At 70.0% G+C, this 14,193-nt stretch carries 1 protein-coding gene; it reads right to left on the reverse strand.

Annotation, left to right across the window (positions count from 1 at the left end):
- Window positions 1-31: 31 nt before the first annotated feature.
- Entirely contained in the window at window positions 32-14,155 is a 14,124-nt protein-coding gene (locus QJS31_RS10625) for a non-ribosomal peptide synthetase (protein WP_306356551.1), read from the reverse strand.
- Window positions 14,156-14,193: the final 38 nt, after the last annotated feature.

Here is a 14,193-nt window from a genome sequence, read left to right on the forward strand (position 1 = left end):
GCCTATGCAGTCGCCACAACAGGGGTCAATGTTACGTATTCGATGCCCGGCCGTGCTCGGCTAGCCCGCCCAGTGCCTGTACCCAACCTTCCACCAAACCCTTCACCTGGTCCAAGGACAACACGGCTCCGGCGTAGTCGAATCGTGCGATGAATCCGTCCTGGGTGGTGTCGACGGTGATGTCCAGGTGCAGGTCGGGCGCGGCGGTTTCGGGGTGTACGCGGGCCGGTCGCAGATCCCGGTAGCGGAATCCGATCCGGCCCGCCGCGCCCGCGAGTTCCGGTGCGGCCGTGCCGAGGTGGCGCAGCAGGCCGAAACCCACCCCCTGCGACGGCACCGTCCGGCACATGTCACGGACGTGTTGAATCACACTTCCGGCGACCGGGCCGCCCTGGCGGATCTCGTCGAAGTCCACCGCGTTCAGCCGCAGCGGCAGCGGGTAGCTGGTGGTGAAGGCACCGATGGCGCGCTGGGCGTCGGGGTCGCCGAACAGGCGGCCGTCGGCGGGCAGCCGGACCACCGAGCCGAGCAGCTCGGCCATGCCGTCGAGGGCGGGCAGGGTGACGGCCAGCGCGGTGAGCAATACCTCGTCGATGGTGGCCTGGTAGCGCCGGGCCACGGTGTCGACCGCACCCGCGCCCTCCGCGGTGATGGTCACCGTGATCCGCCCGCGTCCCCCCGCGGGGTCGGCATCGGTGATCGGCCCGGCCTCCAGGGCATCGAGCCACCACGGCAGTTCGGCCACGATGTCCGGGTGGTCGGCGCGGCGCGCCAACTCCCGGGCGAGGCCCGCCGGATGTGCGACGGCGGCGGGTGGCGTGGCGTGGCCGCCGGACCAGGACGCGGTGAGCTCCTCGATGATGGTGCGCCACGAGGTGTCGTCCACGACCAGCCCGTTGGCGATCACCACCAGCGTGGCGGCCGCCTCGTCGACGGTCTCGGCGACGGGGTCCACCTCCTTGGCGTCGAGCAGCACGAAGCGGACATTGCGCCCCTTGTCGGGATCCAGTTCCGCGGCGGCGGCACGGATGACGCTGTCGACGAGATCGCCGGAGGTCTCCCCCGCCCAGTCGAACCGCCACACCACCGCGTCCTCCGGATCGGCGTCCGGGTACTCGAGGCTCAGGCCGTCCGCGTCCCGGCGCAGCCGGGTCCGCAGCCCCGGGTGCCGTTCGAACAGCGCGACCACGGACTGCCGCACCCGCCAGGGCGGGCAGTCGGCGGCGATATCGAGCGTGATGACGCGAATGACGAGCCCGGACGGTTCGGCGGCGAGCACATCCACCGCCCCCGGCGGCAGCGGCGACACCTCCACGGGACCGGATGGCGCGTCGGTGTCGCCGCCCCCGCCCGACACCGCCATCGCGTCCACGGGTACCGCCGGACCGAATGGTGAACCGATCACGCCGCTGTCCGACGCGCCGGTCAGGTAGCCCGACTCGGTCGACCGGCGACCCGGTTCGACGTCGCCGACGGCCTCGCCTGCCTTCGCGTCGGGATCGCGCCCCGCGTCGTCCGATGCGGGTGTGAGCCCGTCATCCGCGCCCATCGCGATCGCCTCGCCGTCTCGCGCCGCCACGGCGTCCGTCGGCTCCCGGTGCGGCGCACACGCGTCCTCGGCTGCGTCCAGCAGTTCGGCGATGCGCGGGCCGATGACCGCGAGCGCCTCGTCACCGGTCATCTGTTCGTGCGGCACGTCGATCGCGTGGTCGACGATCCGGCCGGAGACGTAGGGCTGCCAGTCCGCCGCCGTCCACTGCCGCATGGTTTCGGTGCGGTCGACGGTGGCGGTGAAGAACTGGAGATTGCCGCGGAACATCTCGGTGGGCTCCACGTCGGCCAATTCCACGCTGCGCATGGCGACCTGGTAGATGTGCCGCAGCCGCTCCGGCGTCATGGCCGCCAGCTCTCCGGCGATGGAGGCGTGCAGCGCGGCCAGCGCCGCGTCGCCGAGCTCGGTCAGATTGCCGGTGTCCGGCAGGTCGTCGACGGCGACGCCGAGGCTGGTGAACGTCTCCCGGACGGCCGACCTGAAATCGGTGTCGTCCACGCGCGGATACCCGTCCAGGATGGCCAGCAGGTCCACCCGTTCGCCCGCACCCTGCAGGCGCGTGGCCACGGCGTGGGCGAGCGTGCCGCCCAGCGACCAGCCCAGCAGTCGGTACGGCCCCTCGGGCTGCGCCCGCCGGATCTCCGCCGTATAGCGATCCGCGATATCGGCCAGCGATTCCGGCGCGTAGTCCGGCTCGGTGAGCGCCGGGGTCTGGATGCCCAGAATCGGCTGCTCCACGGGCAGGTGGCGGGTGAATCCCGAATAGCACCACGACAATCCGCCCAGCGGATGCAGCACAAACAGCGGCGGTCGCTGCCCTTCGGCACGCAGCGGCAGCACCACCGCGAGGGCAGCCGCCACGGCTGCCTCGGCGTCCTGCTCGGACTCCAGCAGGATGCCCAGTTGCCGGGCCAGACCGGAGACGGTGGCGTCGCCGAAGAAGGCCGCCACCGCGATCCGCGCCCCGGTGCGCTCGTGCAGGTCGATGACGACTCGGGTGGCCAGCAGCGAATTGCCGCCGAGCGCGAAGAAATCGTCGTCCGCACCGACCCGCTCCACTCCCAGCACCTCGGCGAAGGCGGCTGCCACCGCCTCCTCCAGCGGTGTGCCCGGGGCGCGGTACTCCCGTTGCGCCAGGACGGGTTCCGGCAGCGCGGCGCGGTCCAGCTTGCCGACCGGCGTCAACGGCACCTCGTCGAGCACCACGACAGCCGCGGGCACCATGTGCGGGGGCAGGCTGTGCGCGGCGAAATCGGTGAGCGCGTCGGGATCGACAGCCCGGTCGGACTTCCCGCGCACATAGGACACCAGCATGGTGACGCCCGCACTGTTCGCACGGCCCAGGGTGACCGCGAAGTCGACATCCGGGTGGCTGGCGAGCACCGCGTCGATCTCGCCGAGTTCGATGCGGAAGCCGCGGATCTTGACCTGGAAGTCGCTGCGCCCCACGTAATCCAGCTCCCACTGGATGGACGGCAGCGCGCGGTTGCCACTGCGATCCTGCGGTTCGGCGTACCAGCGCACCACGTCGCCGGTGCGGTACATGCGCGAACCCGGTGCGCCCCAGGGGTTCGCGACGAACCGCTCGGCGGACAGCCCGGGACGGTTGTGGTAGCCGCGCGCCAGCGCACCGCCCGCCAGGTACAGCTCACCCGCGACGCCCGGCGGTACCGGATGCAGGCGGGCGTCGAGCACCAGCGCCGACATGCCGTGCACCGGCGTGCCGATGGTGATGTGCCGACCCGGCGTCAACTGCGCGTAGGACGAGATGATGGTGGTCTCGGTGGGGCCGTACGCATTGTGGTACACGCGGCCCGGCTGCCACTTGGCCAGCAGTTCCGGGGTGGTGACATCGCCGCCGACGGACAGCATTTCGAGCTGTTCGAGTCCGTCGGGGTCCATGGTGCCGAGCACGGCCGGGGTGATGATGGCGTGGGTGACCTGCTCGGCCCGCATGAGGTCGGCCAGTTCCGGGCCGCCCATGATCTCCGAGGGCACGATCACCAGTGTCGCGCCCGTGTAGAAGGCGCACACCCACTCCAGCACCGACGGATCGAAGCTGGGCGAGCAGATGTGCAGCATCCGGTGATCCGGATGCAGGTCGTACCGCGAGGTGGCGTAGTCGGCGAGACCGCCCACACCCGCGTGCGTCACCACGACGCCCTTGGGCCTGCCGGTGGAACCGGAGGTGTAGATCATGTACGCCGGATGCCGCATCCGCAGCGGCGCACGGCGATCCGCGTCGGTCACCGGCGCGTTGGACCGCAGCGACACCAGCTGATCGGTGGCCGGGTCGTCCATGACCAGCCAATCCGCCTCGGTGGGCAGGATATCGGCGTACGCCTTGGAGGTCAGGCCGAGCATGGCACCGGAATCGGTGATCATGTGCCGCACCCGGTCCGCCGGGTAGGTCGGGTCGATGGGTACGTGCGCGCCACCGGCCTTGCTGATGGCCAGCACCGCCATCACCATGCCGAGTGAACGCGGGAAGGCCACGGCCACCAGCTTTTCCGGCCCCACGCCGCGGTCGATGAGCAGGCGTGCCAGCCGCGACGAGTACTCGTCGAGATCACCGTAGGAGATGGAGTTGCCGCGCCAGCGCACGGCGATGCGGTCACGGCCGTGCCGCAGTCCCGCGGTGAGCAGGTCGGGCAGCAGGCCGGTGGCCATGACATCGTCGCCGTGCACGTGGGTGAGCAGTTCGTACTCGACCGGATCCAGCAGCGGCAGATCGCCGACGGGGGTGTCGCGGCGGGTGGTGAGCTCCGCGAGCAGCGCGGTGAAGCGTTGCGCGAACACCTCCACCGTGGACTCGTCGAAAAGGTCACGCGCGTAGGTGAATACGGCGTAGATACCGGCCTCACCGGTCTCCCGCAGGGCCAGCGCCAGATCGAACTGCGATGTCTGCGCATCGGATTCGAGCGGGGTGATGCGCAGGCCGGGCAGGTCGAAGCTGCTGTCGTGCAGGTTCTGGAAGGCCAGCATCACCTGGAACAGCGGGTTGCGGGCGGTATTGCGCTCCGGGTTGAGCACCTCGACGAGACGTTCGAACGGCAGGTCGGCGTGCGCGAACGCGCGCAGATCGGTGTCCTTGACCTCGGCGAGCAGCTCGTCGAAGGTCAGCTCACCGGCCACCCGGGTGCGCAGCACCAGGGTGTTGACGAACATGCCGATCACATCGTCGAGTTCGGCCTCGCCACGACCGGCCACCGGGGTGCCGATGGCGATATCCGAGGTGCCCGACAGGCGGGACAGGAACACCGCCAGCGCGGTGTGCACCACCATGAACATGGTGGCGTTGCGCTCGCGCGCGATCTCCCGCAGGCCCGCCTGGATCTCGGCGCTGATCGGGAAGCTCACCGTGCCGCCGCGGAAGGAGGCCACCGGCGGGCGCGGGCGATCGGACGGGAGGTTGATCTCGTCCGGCAGATCGGCCAGTTCGGTACGCCAGTAGTCGGTTTGGGCGGCGATGAGGCTCTGTGGGTCGTCTTCCGAGCCGAGCACCTCGCGCTGCCACAGGGTGTAGTCGGCGTACTGCACCGGGAGCGGGGTCCAGGCGGGGGCGTCGCCGTGGGAGCGGGCGGCGTAGGCCAGCATGACGTCGCGGGTCAGGGGGCCCATGGACCAGCCGTCGGCGCTGATGTGGTGGGCGACGAAGACCAGGACGTACTCGGGATCGGTTGCGAGGGTGCCAGGGTCGCCGGTGTGGACAACGGGCTCGCCCGCGTGGATGCGCGGGTCGCCGGTGTCGAAGCCCGGGCCACCCGCGTGGTCACCCGAGTCGCTTGGGTGGACGCCCGAGTCACCCGTGTGGATGCCCGAGTCGCCTGTGTGAATGTGGAAAAGGGCTGCGCGGAGGGGGACTTCGGTGGTGACGTCGAAGCCGGTGGTGGCGATGGTGGTGATGCTGTCGCGCAGGGTGGCGGGGGTGACGGGGGTGGGGGTCAGGTCGGGGATGGCTTGGGACGGGGGGAGGATCAGTTGGTGGGCGGTGCCGTGTGCCTGGGGGTAGATGGTGCGCAGGGTTTCGTGGCGGGAGATCACATCCGCCACCGCCTGCTGCAACGCCTCCACATCCAGATCACCGGTCAAACGCACCGCGACCGGAATGTTGTACGCCGCCGACGCCGTATCGAACTGGTTCAAGAACCACATCCGCTGCTGCGCCAACGACAACGGAACCCGCTCCGGACGTGGTTGGGCCGTCAACGCCCGACGATCACCCGCACCCGCATGCTGCTCCACCCGCGCCGCCAAACCCGCCACCGACGACGCCTCGAACAACACACGCACCGGAACCCGCGCATCCAACGCCGCACCGATACGAGCGGCCACCTGCGTCGCCAACAACGAATTACCGCCCAGCGCGAAGAAATCATCATCCGCACCGACCCGATCGACACCCAAGACCTCGGCGAACACACCCGCCACGATCTCCTCGATCGGGGTCGCCGGCGCACGGAACGCCGTGGACTCGAACTCCGGCTCCGGCAACGCCTTACGATCCAGCTTGCCGTTGACATTCAACGGCAGCGCGTCCAAGACCACGAACGCCGACGGAACCATATAGGACGGCAACGCCGCCGACAACGCCGACTTCAATCGGGCGGTATCCAGGAGTGCGGGCTCGGGAACGTCCGGACCGGTCGTGGGGAACGGGTCCGCCTCCGGGGTGCGCGGCTGCGCTTGCCCACCCCGCGCCCCTGGCGCAGACCGCCCAAGCGCGAGCGACTCGGTGGACATGTTCCGCTCCCCCGACGCGGGGACCACGTACGCCACCAAACGGTCACCCGTGCGGGCATCCGACTTCGCCAACACCGCCGCCTGAGCCACCTCCGGCAACGCCAGCAACGCCGACTCGATCTCACCGAGCTCGATACGGAAACCACGGATCTTCACCTGGAAATCCGTACGACCCCGATACTCCAACTCACCGGCAGTGTTCCAGGCCACCAAGTCACCCGTGCGATACATCCGCGAACCATCAACCGCGAACGGATTCGCCACGAAACGATCCGCCGTCAAATCCGCACGCGCGAAATAACCACGCGCCAACTGCGCACCCGCGAGATACAACTCACCCGCGACACCATCGGGCACCGGATGCAAACGCGCATCCAGGACATACACCTGGCTGTTCCACTCCGGCACACCGATCGACACCGAACCGGTGTCGGCGTCGGTCACCAGGTGCGTGGTGATCGACACCGCCGCCTCGGTCGGGCCGTAGAGATTGAACAGCTGAGCCTGAGCGTTGGCGGTGCGGAAACGCTGAGCCACCGCAGCGGGCAGGGCCTCACCGATGGCCAGCACACGGCGCAGCGAACCCGCCAGGGTGCCACCCGATTCGGTGATCAGCGCGTCCAGCATGGACGGCACCACGTGCAGGGTGGTGACCTGCTCGCGCGCCATCAACTCGTTCAGATACGCCGGGTCACGATGGCCGTCGGCCGACGCGATCACCAAACGCCCACCGGAGACCGCCGCCGACCAGAACTCCCACACCGACAAATCGAATGTCGCAGCCGTCTTCAGCAGGACCGCGTCGGCCGCGCCGAGGCCGAATTCCGCCGTCTTCCACTGCAACTGGTTGACAATGGCGGCGTGCGGCACCGCCACACCCTTGGGACGGCCGGTCGAACCCGAAGTGAAGATGACATACGCCGTGTGTTCGGGGCGTAGGGGGGCGATGCGGTCGGCGTCGGTGAGCGCCATGAAATCGACTGTGCCGAGGTCGAGTTCGTCCATCCGCACCAGGGGGGCGCGGTCGGTGTGGAAGTCGGCGGCGGCGTTGGTCAGGACGCAGACGGGGGTCGCGGTGTCGAGGATGTAGTTCGTGCGGTCGGCGGCCTGGTCGGGGTCGACCGGCACATACGCGCCGCCCGCGACCGAGACCGCGTACATGGCCACCACCAGGTCCACCGAGCGCCGCAACGCCAGCGCCACCCGCGCCTCCGGACCGACACCCAGCGAGATCAGGTGCCGCGCCAGGCGATTCACCCGTTTGCTCAGCTCGGCGTAGCTCACCGTGTCGCCGTCGGGGCCGATGAGCGCGATGGCTCCGGGCACGGTGTTGATGCTGCGGTCGAGCAGCGCGGCCAGGGTGGTGGCCTCGACGCGGTGCGCCGTGTCGTTGCGGGCCTGGAGCAGTTCGGTGCGTTCGGCGGGGGCGAGCAGGTCGATATCGCCGACCCGTGCGGCGCTGTCGGCGACCACGGCCGCGAGCAGGCGGTGCAGTCGCTCCACGAAGCCGATCACGGTGCGTTCGTCGAACAGGTCGGTGGCGTAGGTGATGAAGCCACCGATACCCGCGGGTGCGCCGTGTTCGTCGTAGCCGTCGGAGACGATGAGGTGCAGGTCGAACTGGGAGACCTCGAGGTCGGCGTCCACCCCGGCGATGGTGAGGCCGGGCAGTTCGAGCGCGGCGCGGGCCATGTTCTGGAAGGACAGGCCGACCTGGAACAGCGGGTGGTGGGCGGTGGTGCGCGGCGGGCTGAGCACCTCGACCAGGCGCTCGAACGGAATATCGGCGTGCGAGAACGCCTGCAGGTCGATATCGCGCTGCCGTGCCAGCACGTCGGCGAAGGTGTCGCCGCCGTCCAGGCGGGTGCGGAAGACGACCGTGTTCACGAACATGCCGATGAGGTCGTCGAGTTCGCGTTCGCCGCGTCCGGCGACCGGGGTGCCGATGGCGATGTCACCGGAGCCGGACAGTCGCGCCAGCAGCACCGCGAACGCGGTGTGCACCACCATGAACATGGTGGCGTTGTGCTCGCGGGCCAGCCGCACCAGCCCGGCATGGGTGTCGGCGTCGATGGTCACGTCGACGCGCGCACCCGCCAGCGACGCCACCGCGGGCCGCGGCCGGTCGGTGGGCAGCTCCAGCAGGTCGGGCAGGTCGGCCAGCGCCGTGCGCCAGTAGTCGATCTGCTGTGCGGCAATGGATTCCGGGTCATGTTCGTCGCCGAGTACGGCCCGCTGCCACAGCGCGTAGTCCGCGTACTGCACGGCCAGCGACTGCCAACCGGGTTCGTAGCCGCCGGTGCGGGCGGCGTAGGCGGTCATGATGTCGCGCACCAGCGGCCCCATGGAGGAGGCATCGGCGGCGATGTGGTGGGCGACCACGGCCAGTACGTATTCGCGCCGCGAACCGGGTGCGAGATCGCTGATCTCCAACAGCCGCACCCGGATCGGCACCTCACGGGTGACGTCGAAGGGGGTGGCGGCGAGTTCGACGACCGCTGCGAAGGCTTCCTCCGAGGTGACGCGCACCGGCGCGAGCCGCACGGCCGCCTCCGGCGATCCGGCGGGCAGCACCAATTGCACCGGACCGTCGGCGGTTTCGGGATAGACGGTACGCAGCACCTCGTGCCGGGTCACCACGTCGTCGAGCGCGTACGCCAGCGCCTCGGTATCGAGACTGCCCGACAGTCGCAGCGCGAACGGCAGATTGTAGGCCGCCGAACCCGCCGACACGGTGCCGTCGCCGAGATCCTCGAAGCGATTGAGGAACCACATGCGCTGCTGCGCCAGCGACAACGGCAAGCGCTCCGGACGCGCGATAGCGCCCAACTCGTGGGTGCGGCCCCGGCGCGTCTGCGATTCCGCCGCCGCCGCCAGCGCGGTCACCGTCGGCGTCTCGAACAGGGTGCGCACCGGCACGCGCGCACCGATGGCGGCCCCCAGCCGCGCCACCACCTGCGTGGCGACCAGCGAATTGCCCCCCAATGCGAAGAAGTCGTCGTCCGCGCCGACCCGCTCGATCCCGAGCACCTCGGCGAACACCCCGGCGACGATCTCCTCCACCGGCGTCGCGGGAGCACGGAATTCGCGTCCGGCGAAGGTCGGTTCGGGCAGCGCCTTGCGGTCCAGCTTGCCGCTCGCGTTCAGCGGGAATTCCGCCAGCGTCACGACGGTCGCCGGAATCATGTACTGCGGTAGCGAATCCGCCAGCGCCGCCAGCAGTTCGGTCTGCTCGATGGTGTGGCCGGGCGTGGGCACGGCATAGGCCACCAATTGGTCGCCCAGCTCGGACGGCACCACCAGCGCTACCGCCGCGCTCACCGCGGGCTGGGCCAGCAGTGCCGTCTCGATCTCGCCGAGCTCGATCCGCTGACCACGGAACTTCACCTGGAAATCGGTGCGCCCGATGTAATCCAGGCGCTCCGGCCGCACCCCGTCGGATTCGCGCCACACCACCAGGTCACCGGTGCGGTACATGCGCTCACCACGACCGAACGGGTTGGCCACGAACCGATCCGACGTCAGGTCCGGTCGCCGCACATAACCGCGCGCCAGCTGATCACCGGCCAGATACAGCTCACCCGCGACACCGGCCGGAACCGGCCGCAACCGCGAATCGAGCACGTACACCCGACTGTTCCACTGCGGCAGACCGATCGGCACCGAGGACCGTTCGTCCCCACGCGCCTGCCAGTAGGTGATGGACACCGCTGCCTCGGTGGGGCCGTACAGGTTGTGCACCCGCGCCCCCGACACGGCCCGGAACGCGGCGACCGTCTCCGGCGGCAGCGCCTCACCGATGACGAAGACGTCCTGGAGCGTCGGAATACTGCCGGGCGCGGTGTGCGCGGCGAAGACGGTGAGCATGGACGGCACGAAGTCGGTGATCGTGACGCCCTCGCGGGCAATGGTTTCCGCCACGTACAGCGGATCCCGGTGGCCGTCGTGGGTGCCGACCACCAGCTTCGAGCCGGTGCGCAGCGGCATGAAGTAGCCCCACAGCGATACGTCGAAGGTGGTGGCGGTCTTCTGGAAGTAGACGTCGTCCGGCGTCAGCGGGTAGGCCGCCAGCATCCAGGTGGTCTGATTGTGGATGGCGGCATGCGAGACCGCGACCCCCTTGGGCCGACCGGTGGAGCCGGAGGTGAAGATGACGTACGCCGGATGATCGGGCCGCACCGGCCGCAGCAGCTCACCGGAAGTAACGGGCGCGGCGGCGAATTCGTCCAGCGGCGCGGTGTCGAGCCGGATGACCGGCGTGCCCTCGGGCACCAGCACCTCGTCGGCGCTGGTGGTGAGCACCGCCACCGGTTGCGCGGTGTCGAGAATGTGGGCGATGCGCTCGGCCGGATGGTCCGGATCCAGCGGCACGTACGCGCCACCGGCGGTGATGATCGCGTACATGCCCACCACGAGATCCAGCGACCGCCGGATCGCCAGGCCCACCAGTGATTCCGCGCCCACACCCTCGGCGATGAGCAGCCGGGCGAGCCGGTTGACCCGTTCATCGAATTCGCGGTAGGTGAGTTCCGCCCCCTCGTACACCACCGCGACGGCGTCCGGATGCCGCCGCACCGCGCGGCGGTACTCGTCCAGCAGCAGTTCGGGGGCGATGGGATGCGCGGTGTCGTTCCAGTGGTGCAGGATTCGCTCCCGCTCGGCGGCGTCGAGCAGGTCGATCTCACCGAGGGCGGCGCGCGGATCGTCGGTGACGGCGGTGAGCACGCGCACCAGCCGTTGCGCGAACTCCGCCACCGTGACCTCGTCGAACAGGTCGGTGGCGTAGGTGAACACGGCTGTCATGCCGTCGGCCGCACCGTCGCGCTCGCGTGGAATCACCGACAGCTGGAGGTCGAATTTCGCTACCGCACCGTCGAATTCGACGGCCTCGGCGGTGAGTCCGGGCAGCTCCATGCGCGGGGTCTCGATATTGTGGAAGAACAGCGCCACCTGGAACAGCGGGTGGTGTGCCTGCGACCGCACCGGGTCCAGGATCTCCACCAGCCGCTCGAACGGCAGCTCGGCGTGCGAGAACGCCGCCAGATCCGTTTCTTTCGCGTTCTCCAGCAGGTCCGCGAACGTCGCGCCCGTGTCCACCCGGGTGCGCAGCACCAGCGTATTGACGAACATGCCGATGAGGTCGTCGAGTTCGCGCTCGCCGCGGCCCGCGACCGGCGTGCCGATCACGATGTCGTCGGTGCCCGAGAGCCGCGCCAGCAGCGTAGCCAGCGCGCCGTGCACGACCATGAACGGCGACGCGCCGCTGTCGTGGGCGAGTTCGGTGAGGCGCGCGTGCAGCGCGGGGTCGATCTCGAAGGTGTACACCGCGCCCCGCCCGGACGCGATGGACGGCCGCGGCCGGTCGGCCGGCAGGTCGAGACGGTCCGGAATGCCCGCCAGGGTCTCGCGCCAGTAGTCGATCTGGTTGGCGGCCAGCGAGCCGGGTTCGTGTTCATCGCCCAGCAGCGCCCGCTGCCACAGGGTGTAGTCGGCGTACTGCACCGCCAGCGGCTCCCAGGCGGGAGCCTCGCCACCGCGACGTGCGAAGAAGGCCGCCAGCAGATCTCGCATGAACGGTCCCACCGACGCGCCGTCGGCGGCGATGTGGTGCACCACCACCGCGATCACATAATCGTCGCGCCCGATTTCGGCGAGTTCGATACGCAGCGGCACCTCGGCGGCCACGTCGAAGCCGCGCAGCGCCAGCCCGGTGAGCCATTCCGCGACCCGCTCCGGCTCCACCACCTGCGGCTCCAGCTCCGGAGTCGCCTGCTCCGCGGGCAGCACCACCTGATAGCCGGTGCCGTCCACGGCCGGGTACACCGTCCGCAGCGTCTCGTGCCGCCGCACCAGGTCACCGATGGCCGCACGCAGCGCCGCGATATCGAGCGCACCGGTGAGCCGAATGGCGAACGGGATGTTGTTGGCCGCCGAGGCGGTGTCGAACTGGTTGAGGAACCACATGCGCTGCTGCGCCAGCGACAGCGGAATGCGGTCGGGGCGCGGCTGCGGCGTGAGCGCGGGCCGTCCGCCCGCGCCGACGAGCGGTTCCAACTGGGCGGCCAGTCCGGCGACCGTCGACGCGGTGAAGATCATGCGGGCCGGGACGCGCGCGGAGATCTCCGCGCCCAGCCGGGCGGCGACCCGGGTGGCGATGAGCGAATTGCCGCCGAGTTCGAAGAAGTCGTCGTCCGCGCCGATGGGATCGCCCGGGTCGAGCAGGTCGGCGAAAACGCCCGCGACCAATTCCTCCAGGCGACCGGCCGGGGCGCGGAATTCCTTGGTGCGCAACTGCGGTGCGGGCAGGGCGCGGCGGTCCAGCTTGCCGACCGGGGTCAGCGGAATCGTATCCAGCACCATGATGGTGGTGGGCACCATATGCGCGGGCAGGCTCTGCTCGGCGTAGGCGGTCAGCTCGTCCACATCCACCGACGCGCCCGGGGCGGCATGGACGTAGGCGGCGAGAATGGTCGCCCCGGAATCGAGCTGGTGACCGACGGTGACGGCGAAGTCCACGCTGTCGTGCGAGCCCAGCACCGCGTCGATCTCGCCCAGTTCGATGCGGAAGCCGCGCACCTTCACCTGGAAGTCGTTGCGCCCCAGGTACTCCACATCACCGGAGGGAGTGCGCCGCACCAGGTCGCCGGTGCGGTAGAGGCGGGATCCGCCCGGATCGAGCGGATTGGCCACGAAACGCGCCGCCGTCAGGCTCGGTCGCTCGTGGTAGCCGCGCGCCACCTGCGCACCGGTGATGTACAGCTCCCCCACCACGCCGTCGACCACCGGCACCAGCCGCTCGTCGAGCACGTATTCGGTGATGCCGCGCACCGGACCGCCGATGGTGACCAATTCCCCCGGCACCAGCGGTGCGCTGATATTGGTCATGATGGTGGTCTCGGTGGGCCCGTACCCGTTGTAGAACTCCCGGGTGCCGCCGCCGGCAATGGGAAGTACCCAGCGCCGCACCAGATCCGGCGGGCAGGCTTCGCCACCGGCGACCACCACGCGCAGGTCGTCGAGCCCGGTGGGATCCACCGATGCCAGTGCGGCCGGGGTGATGAACGCGTGCGTCACCCGTTCCCGCCGCAGCAGCGCGGCCAGTTCGTCACCGCCGAGCACCTCGGGCGAGGCGACCACCAGCGTCCCCGCCCCGCCGAGGGCGAGCAGCAGCTCCAGCACCGAGGCGTCGAAGGACGGGGAGGCGAAATGCAGTGCGCGCGATCCGGTTCCGGTGCGGTAGCGCTCACGCTGCTCATCGCAGAAGCCGGACAGACCGGCCTGGGTGACCACCACGCCCTTGGGCTTGCCGGTCGAACCGGAGGTGTAGATGACGTAGGCCGGATGTTCGGCGCGCAGCTGCCGCACCCGGTCCGCCGAGGTGATGGCCTCCTCCGAATACGACGCCACCTGCCGCTCGAATTCGGCGGTGTCGATGGTCAGCCATTCGACGTCGTCGGCCAGATCGTCGCGCACCGCGGCGACGGTCAGTCCCAGCACCGCCCGCGAGTCGGTGACCATGTGGGTCACCCGGTCGGCCGGATAGTTGGGGTCGACCGGAACGTATCCCGCGCCGGTCTTGGCGACCGCCCACACCGCGACGACGGAGTCCAACGACCGCGGAATCCCGACCGCCACCAGATCCTCGGGTCCGATCCCCCGCTCGATCAGCAGCCGTGCCAGCCGGGTGGAGCGCGCGTCCAGCTCGGCGTAGCGGAGCGTCCCCAGCGTGGCCGCGGCATCGGCGTAGACGACGGCCTCCCCGCTCGGATTGGCCTCCACCGCCGACGCCATGAGCTGCGGCAGCGTGGTGACCCGGGGTCGACGGGTGCGGGTGGGCCGCTGACGAACCGGCCGGGTCATGCCCGCGGCCCTTCCCCCGTCAGCGTGCGCTGCTTTCC

The organism is Nocardia sp. CC213A, assembly GCF_030766805.1.
Classification (GTDB): Bacteria; Actinomycetota; Actinomycetes; order Mycobacteriales; family Mycobacteriaceae; genus Nocardia; species Nocardia otitidiscaviarum.